Origin of the sequence: Ruegeria arenilitoris (genome assembly GCF_013035315.1) — a bacterium.
In the GTDB taxonomy this organism is placed as follows: domain Bacteria; phylum Pseudomonadota; class Alphaproteobacteria; order Rhodobacterales; family Rhodobacteraceae; genus Ruegeria; species Ruegeria arenilitoris_D.
Genome location: NZ_WQHP01000004.1, coordinates 51,246 through 68,528, shown reverse-complemented (window position 1 = coordinate 68,528; position 17,283 = coordinate 51,246). Strand labels below are relative to the sequence as shown.

Annotated in this window: 16 protein-coding genes; 9 read left to right on the top strand and 7 right to left on the bottom strand. The window is 58.9% G+C overall.

The genetic code is table 11. The features are described 5' to 3' along the window. Positions 1 to 20: 20 nt before the first annotated feature. Entirely contained in the window at positions 21 to 599 is a 579-nt protein-coding gene (locus GOV53_RS10100) for a TetR/AcrR family transcriptional regulator (protein ID WP_170466130.1), read from the top strand. On the opposite strand, the gene kynU is transcribed toward GOV53_RS10100, so the two are convergent. Next, positions 592 to 1,785 (bottom strand): kynureninase, encoded by a 1,194-nt coding sequence (kynU, locus tag GOV53_RS10095; RefSeq protein WP_170466128.1) that lies wholly within the window; start codon positions 1,783 to 1,785, stop codon positions 592 to 594. The two genes, GOV53_RS10100 and kynU, sit on opposite strands and share 8 nt — an antisense overlap. A gap of 216 nt (positions 1,786 to 2,001) precedes the next feature. Between kynU and GOV53_RS10090 the strand changes: the two genes are divergently transcribed. The 7 genes from GOV53_RS10090 to GOV53_RS10060 all read left to right on the top strand — a co-directional run bounded on the left by GOV53_RS10090 (position 2,002) and on the right by GOV53_RS10060 (position 9,944). Next, positions 2,002 to 2,451: a methyltransferase family protein gene (locus GOV53_RS10090; protein WP_170422614.1), complete on the top strand. Its 450-nt coding sequence runs from the start codon at positions 2,002 to 2,004 to the stop codon at positions 2,449 to 2,451. Between the two features lie 126 nt (positions 2,452 to 2,577). Then, entirely contained in the window at positions 2,578 to 4,149 is a 1,572-nt protein-coding gene (locus tag GOV53_RS10085) for a Re/Si-specific NAD(P)(+) transhydrogenase subunit alpha (RefSeq protein WP_170422612.1), read from the top strand. 13 nt (positions 4,150 to 4,162) lie between these two features. Further along, positions 4,163 to 5,614 carry an NAD(P)(+) transhydrogenase (Re/Si-specific) subunit beta gene (locus GOV53_RS10080; RefSeq protein ID WP_170422610.1) on the top strand — a complete coding sequence of 484 codons (1,452 nt, stop codon included), beginning with the start codon at positions 4,163 to 4,165 and terminating at the stop codon, positions 5,612 to 5,614. 153 nt (positions 5,615 to 5,767) lie between these two features. Next, positions 5,768 to 6,124, top strand: a complete 357-nt coding sequence (locus GOV53_RS10075) for a VOC family protein (protein ID WP_170466125.1) — start codon at positions 5,768 to 5,770, stop codon at positions 6,122 to 6,124. Between the two features lie 107 nt (positions 6,125 to 6,231). Further along, complete coding sequence (locus tag GOV53_RS10070; RefSeq protein WP_170466122.1) at positions 6,232 to 7,509, top strand: DUF3422 family protein; 1,278 nt, start codon at positions 6,232 to 6,234, stop codon at positions 7,507 to 7,509. A gap of 70 nt (positions 7,510 to 7,579) precedes the next feature. Further along, the gene (locus tag GOV53_RS10065) at positions 7,580 to 8,722 is read left to right on the top strand and encodes an MFS transporter (protein ID WP_367648768.1); all 1,143 of its coding nucleotides are present in this window, start codon (positions 7,580 to 7,582) and stop codon (positions 8,720 to 8,722) included. A gap of 58 nt (positions 8,723 to 8,780) precedes the next feature. Continuing rightward, positions 8,781 to 9,944 (top strand): M20 aminoacylase family protein, encoded by a 1,164-nt coding sequence (locus GOV53_RS10060; protein ID WP_170466119.1) that lies wholly within the window; start codon positions 8,781 to 8,783, stop codon positions 9,942 to 9,944. A gap of 72 nt (positions 9,945 to 10,016) precedes the next feature. Here the strand turns inward: GOV53_RS10060 and GOV53_RS10055 are convergent, their stop codons facing one another. Together GOV53_RS10055 and moaA are read right to left on the bottom strand one after the other, a co-directional pair. After that, complete coding sequence (locus tag GOV53_RS10055; RefSeq protein WP_170466116.1) at positions 10,017 to 11,315, bottom strand: 3-deoxy-D-manno-octulosonic acid transferase; 1,299 nt, start codon at positions 11,313 to 11,315, stop codon at positions 10,017 to 10,019. 1 nt (position 11,316) lies between these two features. Next, positions 11,317 to 12,324 carry a GTP 3',8-cyclase MoaA gene (gene moaA / locus GOV53_RS10050; protein ID WP_170466113.1) on the bottom strand — a complete coding sequence of 336 codons (1,008 nt, stop codon included), beginning with the start codon at positions 12,322 to 12,324 and terminating at the stop codon, positions 11,317 to 11,319. Positions 12,325 to 12,414: 90 nt separating this feature from the next. Between moaA and GOV53_RS10045 the strand changes: the two genes are divergently transcribed. Further along, a complete protein-coding gene (locus tag GOV53_RS10045; protein ID WP_170466109.1) occupies positions 12,415 to 12,837 on the top strand; it encodes a hypothetical protein in 423 nt (140 codons plus the stop codon). Here the strand turns inward: GOV53_RS10045 and GOV53_RS10040 are convergent. From GOV53_RS10040 to glmU, 4 genes are read right to left on the bottom strand one after another with little or no spacing between them, the layout of a single operon-like run. Beyond that, entirely contained in the window at positions 12,825 to 13,511 is a 687-nt protein-coding gene (locus tag GOV53_RS10040) for a DNA alkylation repair protein (protein WP_170466106.1), read from the bottom strand. The genes GOV53_RS10045 and GOV53_RS10040 overlap by 13 nt on opposite strands. Positions 13,512 to 13,519: 8 nt before the next feature. Further along, on the bottom strand, positions 13,520 to 14,062 hold the full coding sequence (locus tag GOV53_RS10035) for a pyridoxamine 5'-phosphate oxidase family protein (protein WP_170466103.1): 543 nt from the start codon (positions 14,060 to 14,062) through the stop codon (positions 13,520 to 13,522). Between the two features lie 3 nt (positions 14,063 to 14,065). Beyond that, positions 14,066 to 15,889 carry a glutamine--fructose-6-phosphate transaminase (isomerizing) gene (gene glmS, locus GOV53_RS10030; protein ID WP_170466100.1) on the bottom strand — a complete coding sequence of 608 codons (1,824 nt, stop codon included), beginning with the start codon at positions 15,887 to 15,889 and terminating at the stop codon, positions 14,066 to 14,068. Between the two features lie 3 nt (positions 15,890 to 15,892). Continuing rightward, positions 15,893 to 17,248, bottom strand: coding sequence for a bifunctional UDP-N-acetylglucosamine diphosphorylase/glucosamine-1-phosphate N-acetyltransferase GlmU (gene glmU / locus GOV53_RS10025; protein ID WP_170466096.1), 1,356 nt, complete (start codon positions 17,246 to 17,248; stop codon positions 15,893 to 15,895). Positions 17,249 to 17,283 lie beyond the last annotated feature (35 nt).

Here is a 17,283-nt window from a genome sequence, read left to right as displayed (position 1 = left end):
AAAGTGTCACGAGTTTTGGAATGACCGATTTGAAAGAAGATACACGACAGAAGGCGATCCTGGATTCCGCCTTTCAAGCTTTTGCCACCTATGGGTTCCGCAAAACATCGATGGATGAAATCGCGCGCGGCGCGGGGATGTCCCGTCCAGCGGTCTATCTCCATTTCAAGAATAAAGAAGCGATCGTCGCCAAGCTGACTGAGCTGTACTACACCACGAAGCACGCTGCGGTGGCGCAGGCGTTGTCGACGTCGGGGTCGGTTACCGAAATACTGACGCGTGCGATTGCAGCCCAGACCGAGGGAATCTCGACAATTCTGGCTTCTTCCCATGGGCTTGAGATGCTGGACACCTCGGTATCCATGTCGGGTGAAATTATTGCGCAGGGCGAGGCCGACCTGACGCAGCTTTATGGCGAGTGGCTGGCCCGAGAAGAAAAGGCCGGGCGCGTTCGTTTGTATGCGGGTGCGATGGAGACGGGCACGCTGATCACTACCGCTTTGAGAGGGTTGAAGGTGAGCGTCACCGGGGTCGAAGAGTATGAGGCCCGCACCGTGCAATTCGCAACGCTGATCGGCGCGGGTCTTGAGGTCAAGTAACGCGCTGACGCACCATGTACTCTGGTGCATCCCACAGGCGGTTGCTCATGATGTCTGCTAAGATTTCAACGCCCTGTTCTACATCGTTCTCGTCGATGTAAAGCGGCGTGAAGCCAAATCGAATGATGTCCGGCGCTCGGAAATCACCGATCACGCCGCGCGCGATCAAAGCCTGCATCACGGCATAGCCATGCTCGAAACGAAATGAGACCTGGCTTCCGCGCCGGGCGGGGTCGCGCGGGCTTGCCAGCGTCAGGTCAGGGCAGGCGGCCTCGACCCGGTTTATGAACAACTCGGTCAGTTCGATGGACTTGGCGCGTACGTCGTGAATGTCGGCCATGTCCCAGATGTCCATCGCTGCGGACAAGGCCGTCATCTGAATGATCGGCGGCGTGCCGACCCGCATTCTTTCGATACCTTGCCCTGGCCGATAGTCCAGATCGAAGGCGAACGGAGATTCGTGACCCAGCCAGCCGGACAGGGCGGGTTGAGCCTTGTCCGCAAGACGCGGCGCGACATAGATGAACGCAGGCGCTCCGGGGCCGCCATTGAGATACTTATAGGTACAGCCTACGGCGAAATCGGCGTTGCATCCCGCCAGATCCACTGGGATTGCCCCCGCCGAATGCGCCAGATCCCAAACGGTTATTGTACCGTTCGCATGGGCCAGTTCGGTCAACGCTTTCGTGTCGTGCATGCGCCCGGTGCGGTAGTCGACTTCGGTCAGCATTAGGACCGCAACATCATCGGTCAGGTTGTCGGCGACATCCTCGGGATCGACGACGCGCAATTCGTAGTCTGGCCCGAGTGAGCGCAAGAGGCCCTCGACCATGTAAAGATCGGACGGAAAATTGCCGTTGTCGGACAAAACGACTTTACGGTCCGGGCACAGGTCCAATGCTGAGGCGACGGCCTGATAGACTTTGATCGAAAGGGTGTCCCCTGTCACAACGCTTCCGGGTTCGGCTCCGATCAATCGGCCAACACGATCCCCCAGACCTGTCGGTAGCGCCATCCATCCGGCTTTGTTCCAGCCGGTGATCAGCATCTGTCCCCATTCAGAAACCAGCATCTCATTGACCCGTCCCGCCGCCGCGCTTGGCAAGGGCCCCAGCGAGTTTCCGTCCAGATAAACAACGCCTTCGGGCAAATCGAACATAGCTTTTGTAGCGGCAAAGTCAGTCATCGCGATCCTGTGCATGCATTGGAAAACATTGGTTTGAAATGGCTATCTGATCCGTGGCGGCCTGTCCACGATTGACAATCCCTGGCCCGGATGAGCTGGCCGGGACCGGCAATTTGCCCTGCGACCAACTGTAGTTTTGCTATTGAGGCCGAAAAGCGGTAGGTGATCGTGCAAACGCGACATGTTCGCCATTGCCGGAACGAAAGTCAGCCCGACATGCGTAACATTGATATCCCTCCGGTTTGGTTATTGGGATTTGCCGTGCTGGCATGGATGCAGGCGCGGTATATGCCGATGGGTTTATCGCTGGACAGCGGGGTCACCGACCTTCTCAGCGGGGTTCTGATAGGCGGAGGGTTGATCCTGATCGCTTTAGCCGCTGCAGAGTTCCGTCGCCATCGCACGACGATCATGCCGCATGAAACCCCCAGCTCGCTTGTGCAAACCGGTATCTTCAAACGCAGCCGGAACCCGATCTATGCGGGCGATGTTCTGATCCTCACTGGCCTGATCCTGCGGTTCGACGCCGTCGCCTCGTTGGTTCTGATCCCGGTCTTTGTCTGGCTGCTGGAACGCCGTTTCATCGTGCCGGAAGAGGATCGAATGCGCAGGACTTTCCGCGCCGATTTCGCCCGATATGAACGCCAAACCCGCAGGTGGATCTGAAGTGATGTGGTAACGACACAACGTAATATGCTGCGCTTGCGAAATAATGTTGCGCAAGATACACCTTTGCTTAACAAACAATACCGACCACCCGCTCGGTCAGAGTGAAAATTAGGGGGAATGCCAGTGAAAATAGGCACACCGAAAGAGATATTTGACGGTGAGAACCGCGTCGCGATGACGCCCGATTCTGCCGTGCAGTTGCAGAAACTGGGCTATGAATGCCTGATCGAGAAAGGCGCAGGTGCTGCGGCCGGGTTCTCGGATGCAGCTTACGAGGCCGCTGGTGTCGAAGTGATCAAGACCGCAGCTGCGCTGTGGAAGGCGTCCGATATCATCGCCAAGGTACGTCAGCCCTCTGAGGCCGAGCTCAAACGGCTGACCAAGGACAAGACGCTGATTTCGTTCTTCAACCCTGCGGGCAATGAAGAAGGGATGGAGCTGGCCAAATCCAAAGGTGCCAACGTCATCGCCATGGAAATGGTTCCGCGCATCAGCCGCGCGCAGAAGATGGATGCTCTGTCGTCGATGGCCAACATCGCCGGGTATCGTGCGGTAATCGAGGCCGGCAACAATTTTGGCCGCTTCTTCACTGGTCAGGTGACGGCGGCCGGTAAGGTTCCGCCCGCCAAAGTGCTGATCGTCGGTGCCGGTGTGGCTGGTCTGGCGGCAATTGGCACCTCGACCTCGCTGGGTGCGATCACCTATGCGTTCGACGTCCGCCCCGAAGTGGCCGAACAGGTCGAATCGATGGGGGCCGAGTTCGTCTATCTGGACTTTGAAGAAGATCAGCAAGACGGCGCGGCAACGGGTGGTTATGCGTCGGTTCAGTCCGAAGAATTCCGCAACGCGCAGCTGGCTAAGTTCCGTGAGCTTGCTCCGGAAATGGACATCGTTATCACCACCGCGCTGATCCCGAACCGCGAAGCGCCTGAGCTTTGGACCAAGGACATGGTCGAAAGCATGAAGCCGGGCTCGGTCATTGTCGATCTGGCGGCGGAAAAGGGCGGCAACTGTAAGCTGACCGTGGCGGATGAGAAGATCGTGACCGACAATGGCGTGACCATCATCGGCTATACCGACTTCCCCAGCCGGATGGCGGCGCAGTCGTCGTCTCTGTATGCCACCAACATCCGTCACATGATGGCCGACCTGACGCCTGAAAAGGACGGCCAGGTCAACCACGACATGGAAGATGACGTGATCCGCGGCGCGACCGTGACCTTTGAGGGCGAGATCACCTTCCCGCCGCCGCCACCCAAGGTGCAGGCGATTGCGGCGCAGAAGAAACCGGAAGTCAAAGAACTGACACCGGAAGAGAAAAAGGCGCAGGAAATCGCGGCCTTCAAGGCGCAGACCAAACAGCAGTTCACCCTGCTGGGTGTCGGCGGCGCGCTGATGCTGCTGGTGGGGCTGGTCGCTCCGGCCAGCTTCATGCAGCACTTCATCGTCTTTGTGCTGGCTGTGTTCGTGGGCTTCCAGGTGATCTGGGGCGTCGCGCATTCTCTGCACACACCGCTGATGGCGATCACCAACGCGATCTCGTCGATCATTATCGTTGGAGCCTTGATGCAGATTGGATCGGGGTCGTTCCTGGTTATTCTGCTGGCGGCGCTGTCCGTCTTCATGGCCGGGATCAATATCTTCGGCGGCTTCCTCGTAACCCGGCGCATGCTCGCCATGTTCCAGAAATCTTAAGGAGGCCGGGTAGATGATTGGCTTCACTACTGCCGCCTATGTTGTTGCGGCTGTCCTTTTCATCCTTTCGCTCGGCGGTCTGTCGAACCAGGAAAGCGCCAAGCGCGCGGTCTGGTACGGCATCGTCGGTATGGCGCTGGCGGTTTTTGCCACGCTGGTTGGTCCGGGTTCCGGCCTGTGGTTGCTGTCGCTTCTGCTGATCATCGGCGGTGGTCTGATCGGTCAGTACGTGGCGCAGCGCGTCCAGATGACCGAGATGCCGCAGCTTGTGGCGGCGATGCACTCGCTGGTCGGTCTGGCGGCTGTGTTCGTGGGCTACAACGCGCATTTTGAGATACAGAATGTTGCCGAAGTATTCGCCATCGCCGACGCCGCGAAAGAAGTTGAGATGGACGGTCTGGGGGCCTTTGCCCAACTGATCGCCAAAAAGACCTCGGCCGAACTGACGATCCTGCATGTGGAACTGTTCCTGGGCATCTTCATCGGTGCGATCACCTTTACCGGTTCGGTTGTGGCCTATGGCAAGCTGGCGGGCAAAGTGACCTCGGCGGCGACCAAGCTGCCCGGCGGTCATGCGCTGAACGCGGCTGCTGCGGGTCTCTCGCTGATCTGCCTGTTCTGGTATACAGCATCGGGCGGCTTCTTCCCGCTGTTCCTAATGACGCTGGCGGCGCTGTTTATCGGCTATCACCTGATCATGGGCATCGGTGGTGCGGACATGCCGGTGGTTGTGTCGATGCTGAACAGCTACTCGGGTTGGGCGGCTGCGGCCATCGGCTTCTCGCTGGGCAACGACCTGCTGATCGTGGTCGGCGCGCTGGTGGGCTCGTCCGGTGCGATCCTGTCCTACATCATGTGTAAGGCGATGAACCGTCACTTTGTCAGTGTGATCCTGGGCGGCTTCGGCGGTACCTCGGGTCCGCAGATGGAAGTGGAAGGCGAGCAGGTCGCGATTGAGGCCGACGGGGTTGCCGCAGCTCTGAACGACGCTGACAGCGTGGTCATCATTCCTGGCTACGGCATGGCTGTTGCGCAAGCTCAGCAGTCGGTGTCCGAGCTGGTTCGCAAGCTGCGCGCCAAAGGCAAGAACGTGCGCTTTGCGATCCATCCGGTTGCAGGTCGTCTGCCGGGTCACATGAACGTTCTGCTGGCTGAGGCGAAGGTGCCGTACGACATCGTGCTGGAGATGGACGAGATCAATGACGATTTCCCAGACACGGATGTGGCCATCGTCATCGGTTCGAACGACATCGTGAACCCCGCGGCGCAGGAAGACCCCAACAGCCCCATCGCCGGTATGCCGGTTCTGGAATGCTGGAAAGCGAAGCAGGTCTTTGTGTCCAAGCGCGGTCAGGGCACGGGATACTCGGGCATCGAAAATCCGCTGTTCTTCAAAGAGAACACCCGCATGTTCTACGGCGACGCAAAACAGTCGCTGGACAAGCTGCTGCCCATGATCGACTGATCGAACGGTATTATGAGATTGCAAAGGGCGCCTGAGGGCGCCCTTTTCTTTTTTTGCAGGAGGCTTTGCCTCCTGACCTCCAAGGTATTTGGGGCCAGATGAAGACTGCGGACTGTGTTACACTGTTGGTGCCACTATTCTACGGAGGTGCTGATGGAGAAAGTGAACGGTATAGGCGGTGTGTTCTTCCGTGCGCGAGACCCAGCGGCGTTGAGCGCGTGGTATGAAACGCATTTGGGGGTCAATCATTATGATCCGGTGCCGTGGAAGCAGCGAGAGGGTTATACGGTTTTTGCCCCTTTCGACCAGAATACCGAGTATTTCGGTCGGGCCGAGCAGCAGTGGATGATCAATTTTCGAGTCGATGATCTGGCTGCCATGACGGCGCAGTTGGAGGCGGCTGGGATCAAGGTTGAAACCAATGCCGAATGGGACAGCGAGGTCGGCAAGTTTGCACGCATCCACGACCCAGAAGGCAATCCGATTGAGCTGTGGCAACCAAATCAATGAGATAGCGGGTTTGTATACCGTCGTATCCCTGTAAGTATATGAAATAAAAAGAGAATTGATGCGCGTCGCGGATGGCGTATAGTGCCGGGAACCAGACGGAGCCCTTTATGACGCCGATAGATGACCATCCGCTGCGCTATGCGCTGGCCAATGAACTGCATGCGCGGCCGTTTCCGATTGCGGCGACACCTTGCACCGTGGTGTTTCTGGCCATCAAGAAATCTGAGGCTGCCGTCGCGCGGGATCGCCGTGAAGATCTGGAGCACCTCGTCAACCTTCTGGACCGCCACGGTGCGCAGCATCCTCAACCGGATGCCACGCATTACGCGGGGCAGATCGGGCGTCATTGGTTGAAATGGGAACAGCACACCGAGTTTGTGACCTATACGGCGATCTCTCAGAATGTGAGTGACCGTGCGTTCAATCCGGCTGATTTTGAGGTGTTTCCCCCTGACTGGCTGATGGCGAGCCCGGGTCAGCGCGTCACCTCTGCGATGGTGCGTGTTGTCGAGCGTGAGAGCGATGAGGCGATCCGGTCCAAACTTGCCGAATGGTTCGAGCCTGAAAGTCTGGCCGTGGCGCGCGTGCTGGATGATGCCGCTATTTGTGCCTGCGATTTTCGCATCGATCCGGCCGGGCACATGCGGTTTGCAATGTTTGTGACCGAGGGCACCGGGCGGCGGAGAACCGGACGCATCGTGCAACGTCTGTGCGAGATTGAAACCTACAAGGCGATGTCCATGTTGGGATTTGCCCGCGTCAAACAGTTGATGCCGCGCATCGGTGCTTTGGATGGCCAACTGACCCAGATAATGGCGCAGATGAATGACGACACAGCGCAACCGGATGCGTTGTTGCAGGATTTGTTGTCGACGTCGATCGAGCTTGAAGCGCTGTCCGCCAAATGCTCGTTTCGGTTTGGTGCCACAGGTGCCTATGAGGCCATCGTCAACCAGCGCATTGAGGTCCTGCGGGAAGATCGGTTTGGCGGCGGGCAGAGCTTTGCCGATTTCATGATGCGCCGTTACGATCCTGCGATCCGTACGGTCAAGTCGACCGAGCGGCGATTGAAGGCGCTGTCGGACCGGGCGATCAGGGCGGGGGAATTGCTGCGCACGCGGGTTGATGTCGAGCGCAGCGCTCAGAACCAGGCGTTGCTGGAAAGCATGGACCGTCGCGCCGACTTGGCCCTGCGTCTACAGCACACTGTCGAAGGGCTGTCGGTGGTCGCCATCAGTTACTACGCAGTGTCATTGGTCAGCTACCTGCTGTATCCGCTGACCGGGGTTGGGATAAGCAAGGGGATGTTGACCGCTGCCGTGACAATCCCGGTTGTGCTGGCCGTTTGGTTTGCCATTCGGAAGATTCGCAAAAGGCTGGAGTGAAACTGTGTTTGCCAGCGCGCCAGCAAGCTGTACAAGGGCAGCATTTGGCATCTGGCACTAAGGGTTTCCCGTGATCGGAATCGTGGCAGCTTGGCGGGCCGTTGCCGCCATGTTCATCCTGAATGGAGCGTTGTTCGGCATCTGGGCCTCGCGTATTCCCGCGGTTCGGGACCGGTTGGATCTGACGCATGAGGCGCTCGGCTACGGGTTGTTGTTCATGGCCGCAGGCGCGGTGTGTTCCTTTCCGATTACCGGGCGGCTAACGGACAGGTTCGGAGCGGTTAGCCTGACGCGCTACATCGCGGTTCTATATACGCTGTCCTTGATCTTGTTGGCCTTCGCAGGCGGGTTCTGGGCGCTGGCGGCTTTTTTGTTTGTGTTCGGCGCTTTCCACGGCTCGATGGACGTTGCGATGAACGCCTGGGCCGCTGAGGTCGAACAGACCTTTGACAAGCCTGTCATGTCCTCGTTCCACGCCATGTGGAGCCTCGGCGCGGGGCTGGGGGCGCTTAGCGGGTTTGCTGCAGTGCAGATGCAGTTGACCGTGATGCAGCATTTTCTGCTGGCGGGCGGGATCGTGGTCGGGCTTGCGCTGGCCTTGTCGTGGGTGCGTTGGACATCGCGTCGCGCGGTTTCGACGGGGGGGCAGGTGTTTGCGCTTCCGTCCGGGGCGCTGATCCTTGTTGGGTTCACAGCCCTATGCGGTGCGCTAGGCGAAGGCGCGGTGGCGGATTGGAGTGCGATCTTTCTGCGTGATGTCACAGGGGCCACCGAAAGTGTTGCGGCGTTGGGCTATGCTGTGTTCTCAGTGGCGATGGTTGCGTTTCGACTGGCGGGTGGTGTCGTGATCATGCGCTTTGGGCCCGTCGCTACGGCGCGATTTGGTGGGGTTTGCGCTGCACTGGGCGTGTTCTGCGTGGTTTCCGCTGGCGAGGCGGGCCTTGCGTTGGCAGGTTTTGCAATGATGGGAATCGGCTACGCGGTGATCATGCCGCTGGCATTCAGCCGGGCGGCCTCGGATCCTGACGTGCCGCCGGGGCAGGCCATCGCCAGTGTTGCCACATTAGGCTACGGCGGGCTATTGATTGGTCCACCCCTTATTGGGTTTCTCGCAGAGATGTTTACATTACGAATAGCTTTTGCGGCTCTACTACCACTGGCCGTTTTCATTGTCCTTCTCTCTGGCGCGCTTCGGCCTGCCGATTTGGATTGAACTGCTGGCGGTCCCGGATCGGGGCTGAGGGCCGAAGATATTTTGTTAGGAGACCAGAATGCCGATCAAGAACCGGTTCGCCGAGTTGCAGGATGAGATCACCAAGTGGCGGCGCGACATTCACGAACACCCTGAAATTCTGTTTGAAACCCATCGTACCAGCGCTTTGGTTGCGGACAGGCTGCGAGAGTTTGGCTGTGATGAGGTCGTGACCGGCATTGGCCGCACAGGTGTGGTCGGGGTGATCAAGGGCAAGGCGAATACAAGCGGCAAGGTGATCGGGTTGCGCGCCGATATGGATGCTTTGCCGATCCTCGAGGCGACGGGCTTGGATTACGCTTCGAAAACCGATGGTGCGATGCATGCCTGCGGGCATGATGGCCATACAGCGATGCTTTTGGGGGCTGCGAAGTACCTGTCCGAGACGCGCAATTTTGACGGCACCGTTGTCGTGATCTTCCAACCCGCCGAAGAAGGCGGCGGTGGGGGCCGTGAGATGTGTGAAGACGGCATGATGGACCGCTGGAGTATTCAGGAAGTTTACGGCATGCACAACTGGCCGGGCCGTCCGGTTGGCAGCTTTGCCATTCGACCAGGCGCTTTTTTTGCCGCAACGGACCAGTTCGATATCTCTTTCGAGGGCAAGGGCGGACATGCCGCGAAACCACATGAAACGGTCGACACAACCGTGATGGCGGCTCAGGCGGTTCTGGCGCTACAGACGATTGCCGCGCGCAATGCGGACCCTGTGGATCAGGTCGTGGTTTCGGTTACATCATTTGAGACGTCTTCGAATGCCTTCAACGTGATCCCTCAGAGCGTGAAATTGAAAGGGACCGTGCGTACGATGAGCGAAGACATGCGGGACCTGGCGGAAAAGCGCATTCATGAGATTTGTGCGGGTATCGCGACCACCTTTGGCGGAACGGCTGATGTGACTTATTACCGAGGCTATCCGGTAATGGTGAACAGCAACGAACAAACCGATTTTGCTGCGGATGTCGCGCGTTCTGTTGCCGGCAATTGCGACGAGGCACCATTGATCATGGGCGGCGAGGACTTTGCCTTTATGCTGGAGGAGCGTCCGGGAGCCTATATCCTGGTTGGTAACGGCGATACTGCGGCCGTGCATCATCCGGAGTATAATTTCAATGACGAGGCTATTCCGGCCGGATGCAGCTGGTGGGCCGGGATCGTGGAACAGCGGATGCCGGCGGCCTGATGGACAGGGCGGGGGCTCTGTCCCCGCACCCCCGAGGTATTTTCGGCCAGATGAAGTTGGATCCTGGTTAGATCATTTGAGGTCGAGGCTGCTGCATAGCGTGTCGATAACGTCGTCCAAGGCGGATTTCTGGGTGTTCACGCAGGCTTTCGCTGCGGCCCTGGTCTGGGCGAGGGCGTTGTCGTCGGAAAGCCAGTTGGCGACAGCTTCGGACAGTTGCGCAGCCGAGTTGACCTCGATCGCGCCACCGTTGTCTATCAATGGAGCGAAGGTCTCCGCGAAGTTGAAATAACCAGGGCCCGTAATCACAGCAGCGCCAGCCTGCGCGGGTTCGAACGGGTTGTGGCCACCGATTTCCTTCAGCGAACCGCCCAGAAACACGATGGGGCAGAGGGCGTACCATGTACCTGTCTCACCCAATGTGTCAGCCACATAGACTTGAGTTTGCGCCGCGATTTGGTCGCCCTTGGATCGGAAGGCAGCCGTTTGTCCGGCGGTGTTCAGCAGGTCAGCAACCTCACCTCGCCGTTCCGGGTGGCGAGGGATCAGCAGCAACAGAAGGTTTGGCCAACGTTTCATCAGTTCGGCATGGGCGGCCAGAACCGTTTCCTCTTCGCCTGCATGGGTCGAGCTGGCGATCCAGAGCGGGCGATCGGCGGTTTGTGACCGTATGCTTTCCAGAGTCGTCTGATCCACCGGCAGAGGGTCTGACATGGCCTTGAGGTTGGTACCCGGCTGCACCCGGTCGGCACGCGCGCCCATGTCGATCAGGTTTTTTGCTGTTTTATCGTTCTGGGTCAGAAACAGTTTGAAATGGTCCAGAATGAAGCGAGCGGTTTCAGGCCTCTTCTTCCAGCCCGCGACGGAGCGATCCGAAAGGCGTGCGTTGAGCAGCGCCAAAGGGGTTCCTCGCCGAGACGCTTCGACGATCAGGCGCGGCCAAATCTCGCTTTCGACAAAGATCGCGGCGTCGGGGTGCCAATGATCCAAAAATTGCCGCACTGCTGCTGCGGTGTCGAGCGGAGGGTATTGGTGGCGCCCGCGTGGCGGCATGCGTTTTTCAATCAGTGCGGCCGAAGTCGGCGTACCTGACGTGATCAGGAACTGCGCCTCGGGCAGGCGCTCTCCCAGACGCTTGATTAGGCTGATGACCGATAGCGTCTCTCCAACGCTGGCAGCATGGAACCAAATCAGCTGGCCGTCAGGACGGGGCTGGCTGGCGTGGCCGAGGCGCTCCTGCTGCCGTGCCTCGGGGACGTCTGCGGCCTGTAGTTTCTTGCGCACTGTGTGCCATGCCAAAGGTGCGGCAACAGAAGTGAGGCCGCAATACAGGTGGTAGAGCAGCGTCGGCCGGTCGGAGATGTTTGGCATGTTAGCCGCCCGTATGGCTCATGTGGCGGGTCATCTGGCCATCCACAGCCTGTCGGGAATAATCGAAATCGTGGCCCTTGGGCTTGAGGTTGATTGCCGCGCGGATCGCATCCTCAAGCGGTTGTTCGGTATCAGGGTGATCGCGCAGCGGTGCGCGCAGATCGGCCATGTCCTCTTGCCCGAGGCACATATACAGCTCACCTGTGCAGGTCAGACGCACGCGGTTGCAGCTTTCGCAGAAGTTATGTGACAGGGGCGTAATGAACCCGATCTTCTGGCCCGTATCCTCAAGCCGTACATAGCGTGCGGGGCCACCGGTCCGTTCTGCCAGATCGGTCACGGAATAGTGGTTTTCGTATTCCTTACGAACGTCCTTGAGTGACCAATACTGGTCCAGGCGATCCTCGTTGCCGATATCGCCCATTGGCATGACCTCGATCCAGGTCAGGTCCATGTCACGCTCAGCGCACCATTCGGTGATCCTGGGCAGTTCGGGTTCATTGAACCCTTTCAAAGCCACGGCGTTGATCTTGACACGCAGACCCGCCTTTTGCGCGGCGTCGATCCCGTTCAGCACCTGTTTCAGGCGACCCCAGCGAGTGACTTTGGCAAACTTGTCCTCGTCCAGAGTGTCCAGAGACACATTCACCCTACGCACGCCCGCTGCGTATAGGTCATCTGCAAAACGGTGCAATTGCGACCCATTGGTCGTCAGGGTCAGTTCTTTCAGCGCGCCGCTTTCCAGATGGCGGGTCATCGAATTGAAGAAACTCATTATGTTGCGGCGTACCAGCGGCTCACCGCCGGTAATGCGCAGCTTTTCGACGCCCAGTTTCACAAAGGTCGAACACATGCGGTCCAATTCCTCCAGCGTCAGGAGGTCTTTCTTGGGCAAAAAGGTCATGTCCTCGGACATGCAATAGACACAACGGAAATCGCAGCGATCCGTGACGGATACGCGGAGATAGGTGATGGCACGAGCGAACGGGTCGATAAGCGGAGCTGTCATGCCTCATAGGTAAAGCGGCAACTGCCCTGCGACAAGGGCGAACTGTGCTTTGCGCTGGTGCACTTGCACCGAGAGCGATAGGTTTGGGGTATGAGATATTCGCTTTTGGCTTTGTGTGCTGTGTTGGCGGGCTGTGAAACAGTGCGATCGACTACGGATCGCGTGTTTGGTGGCGATACGCCTGCCGAAGACGGTGCGCCCGCTGTTGTCGAAGAAACCGTGGTCGAACCGCAACCTGTGGCGGCAACGGCGGCCGCCGGCTGGGTTGGTCCAAAGACGACCATCGCCAGCCTAGGCGATCCGACGACGCCGGGGCGATGGCTGGAAACACCATTGGTTGAGACCGAGTTCACAGGCCGCGTTGTCGTACCCCGAACCGGCGCGCAGGCCTATATCACGTTGGTGCCAGCGTCCGGCCCGGCCAGTGGCGGCAGCCGGTTATCCCTGGATGCCATGCGGGCATTGTTGCTGCCATTTGACGAACTGGTCGAGCTGGAAGTCTATTCCAACTGACCCTTCAGATACTTGCCGGCCTCTTTTCGCGCGAAAGGCTTCATGCCTGGGCCATGGGCATTGAGAAATGCGACCACGCGATCAGGGTCGTGTTTGGATAACTCGCGCAACCACCACGCAATTGACTTTTGGATGAACCAGTCGCGATCCGGTACATAGCTGGCTGCCCAGCCCAAGATACGGTCGCGCCGTAGCAGGTCGTCCGATTTGGGGTGGTTCTGTTTTGTCCAGGGCAGGGTGGCCACCAGTGCAGCGCGGCGGGTCCACATATGGTCAGATGAGGTCCAGATCTCGACTTGATCCAGACGGATCGGATCTGCGGAAAGGCGCTTTTGCATCGCCATACAGGCGTGATCCGCTATGGCCCAAGCATCGAAATCCGGCAACCAGCTTTGCAGTATGTCCCATACGGCATCGTCAAGGCGGATACGGGCCTGAGTGAGCAGTTTGGCGGCGGCAACGCGGCCCTCGTGAATGTCGGTCTGCCAAAAGGCGCCCGCCAGTTCCACGCGCGCGGGAACGTCCAGCTCTTGCCGCCACGCTCTGGTCAGATCATTCAGGACAGGATTGGCCACCCCGAGATAAGGCCTGTCGACCTTGTGATAGGCGGCCATCTGTTTCCCGCGATCCGGGTCTGCGTGAGCTTTGATCTGATCTAGATAGGGCGCAAGCATGTTAGGTTTCAACTTGCGGTGCCGGTGGGTTTACCGTCAATGGTCTGCTGGTTCTTCTCGACCCAGTAGGACTTGATCTGGTCGTCGGTCTTTCCATCGACCCATTTCTGCATCGTATCGCGGTCCGAGCGGTATTCCATGAAGGGCACCGCATATCCGCATGAGGTCTGAACCAGATCGACGTTCAGGTCATAGATTTGCCGGGCGCTTCGGTGATCCGGGAAAAGCTCGGCCAGCTCATCCCAGCCCTCATCACCCAGATGCAGCGTGCGCGCAGTGCCATAGCTGCGCAGGATCAGGGGCCGTGTCGTAAACGAACACCACATCAGCGTCATGCGGTCAGTTTCAAGCAGGTGACCGGCGGTTTCATTGCCGCTGCCGGTCAGGTTCATCCAGGCAATCCGGGTCGGCCCCAGAACACGTAGCGAGTCCATGCCCTTGGGCGAGATATTGACCCGTCCGTCAGGTGCGGCCGTTCCAACGAAGAACACGTGCTGCTCTTCGATGAATTTCCGTTGGGCATCGTCGATTTCCGGGAATTGCTTGGCCATGCTTCACTCCACCGTGACGGATTTTGCCAGGTTGCGCGGCTGGTCCACATCCGTGCCCTTTGCCACCGCCGTATGATAGGCCAAGAGTTGCGCGGGCACCGAGTAAAGGATAGGTGCAATGCTGGTGTGCACACGAGGCATTCGGATGATGCTCCAGACCCCGTCTTCGGCCTCTGCGATCCCGTCGGCGTCCGACACCAGAATGACCTTGCCCTTGCGCGCCATCACTTCCTGCATGTTAGAAACCGTCTTGTCGAACACCGCATCACGCGGGGCCATGACCACAACAGGCATATGCTTGTCGATTAGGGCGATGGGGCCGTGCTTTAGCTCGCCCGATGCATAACCTTCGGCGTGGATATAGCTGATTTCCTTGAGCTTCAGTGCACCTTCCATCGCCAGCGGGTACATCAGGCCCCGGCCCAGGAACAGGACGTCGCGGGCCTCGGACAAACGCTGTGCTGCGCCCTTGATGGCCGGGCCTTGTTCAAGCGCGGTGTTCAGAACAGTCGGCAACCCGCGCAGCGCGGCATAGTGATCAGCCAGTTCCTCATCGGTCAGCGTGCCACGGTCCGCGGCAGCCTTGAGTGCAAGCATCAGCAAAACGCTGAGCTGGCAGGTGAAAGCCTTGGTTGACGCCACACCGATTTCGACACCCGCATGAATGGGCAGGACAATGTCGCTTTCACGTGCGATCGAGCTTTCGGGGACGTTCACGACCGACACGATCTTTTCCGCCTTGCCCTCGCAATACCGCAGCGCGGCCAGAGTGTCGGCTGTTTCGCCCGACTGGCTGACAAACAAGGCCAGCGTGCGCCCCGGAATCGGAGGTTCGCGGTATCGGAACTCACTGGCGATATCGACCTCAACCGGCATTTGTGCCAGTTGCTCGAACCAGTATTTCGCGGTCAAACAGGCGTAGAAGGCAGTGCCGCAGGCCACCATGGTCAAGCGGTCCAGCTTGGTAAAATCCAGCCCTTCTTCGGGCAAAACGACCTGATCGCCGCCACTGGGCAGGTAAGACCGAATTGCGTCGGCAATCACTACAGGCTGCTCGGCGATTTCTTTGGCCATATAGTGCTTGTGACCGTTCTTCTCAGTCTGAGAGTGGTCCAGTTGAATCTGCCGTATTTCGCGGTTTGCCAACTCACCGGACTCGGTGCGGATCTCAAGCGAGGTGCGGGTCAGAACAGCGCGGTCACCTTCTTCAAGGTAGGTGATGCGGTTCGTCAACGGTGCCAACGCGATCGCGTCCGAGCCCACATACATCTCACCGTCCCCGTGACCGATGGCCAACGGAGAGCCCTTGCGCGCAGCCACGATCAGATCGTCCTGGCCGTCGAACAGAAACGCCAGCGCAAACGCACCGACCAAGCGGTCAATGGTTTTGAACGCGGCCTCAACCGGGGACAGACCTGTTTTCAGGTAGTGCTCCGTCAACAAGGCCACGGTTTCGGTGTCGGTTTCCGTGACAAAGTTGATGCCGTTTTCGGCTAGTTCGGCACGCAACTCGCGATAGTTTTCCACGATACCGTTATGCACGACGGCCACAGGGCCGGCCTGATGCGGATGCGCGTTGTTCACCGATGGTGCGCCATGTGTGGCCCAACGTGTGTGGCCAATGCCGGATTTTCCCGGCAGGGGGTCATGCACCAGCAAGTCACTCAGGTTGACCAGTTTGCCCACGGCCCGGCGACGCCCCAGCGCACCGCTATTCACGGTGGCGATCCCGGCGCTGTCATAGCCCCGGTATTCCAAACGCTTAAGCGCCTCGACCAAAGTGGGCGCGGCTTCGTGCTCGCCCAGTACCCCTACAATACCACACATGGATCAGGCCCCTTTATTGCGGCGAGCCTTTTTCGCCTTCAACATTTCAAACAATTTTCGCGCGTAACCGGGCTTGTTGTCCTGTTTGGTTCGTCCTACGGCCAGAGCGTCGGGTTCGACGTCGCGCGTGACCACGGTTCCGGTTGCCGTCATTGCACCGTCACCCACGGTCACGGGGGCCACCAGCATGGTGTTCGACCCGATAAAGACGTTTTCGCCGATGGTCGTCTTGTGCTTCATGACGCCATCATAGTTGCAGGTGATCGTTCCCGCGCCGATGTTGGTCGTCGCGCCGACCGAGGCATCACCGATATAGCTGAGGTGGTTGACCTTGGCGCCTTCGGCGATTTCGGCGTTCTTCACCTCGACGAAGTTGCCGATGCGCGTGTTCTCGGCCAGTTCTGTGCCCGGACGCAGGCGGGCATACGGACCGACAATTGCACCGCGGCTGACATGGCAACCTTCCAGATGAGAAAACGCGCGGATCGTTGCGCCGCTTTCGACGGTGACGCCGGGGCCGAAGACGACATTGGGCTCAATAACCGTGTCGCGCCCGATGATTGTATCGGCAGACAAGTAAACCGTTTCGGGGGCCATCAACGTCACACCCAGCGCCAGCAGTTCGTTGCGGGCGCGGGTCTGGAATTCGGCGTCAGCCGCTGCCAGATCTGCGCGAGAATCCACGCCCAGAGTCTCGGCTTCGTCGCATTTGATGGCAGTTGCGGACAGCCCGCGCGCATTGGCCAGCGCAACAATCTCGGTCAGGTAGTACTCGCCCGAGGCATTGTCGTTGCTGACCTCATCAATCAGTTCGAACAACTGTTTCGCGTCGCAGGCAAGCAGCCCGCTGTTGGTAAAGCGAATGGCGCGCTGTTCTTCGGTTGCGTCCTTGTATTCGACGATCTCGACCAGTTTGTCGCCCTCCATGATCAACCGGCCATAGCGTGGTTGAACTTCGGCAATATCAAATCCCAGCATGACCAGATCGAAAGAAGCGCGCGCCTCGATCATGCGCTCGAGCGTTCTGGGGTCGATAAAGGGCGTATCGCCGTAAAGCACAATGACGTCCCCATCGAACCCTGCCAGCGCCTCGCGGGCCTGTGCGACGGCGTGTGCAGTTCCCAGCTGCTCTTCCTGGACCACGATCTGTGCGGTTTCGTCTTCGGTGGTGGCGACTTTAGCGACGGCTTCCGATCCGTGGCCGGTGACGATGACCGTCCGCTCGGGCGACAGAACGGCACCTGCGCGCATTGCGTGGACCAGCATTGGGGTCTGGGCAATCGGGTGTAATACTTTTGGCGTATCCGAATTCATCCTGGTGCCTTTTCCGGCGGCAAGGATAACAAGGGCGGTGCTCATAAAAACGATTTCTCTTTGTGTTTTGTTGCGGCCCG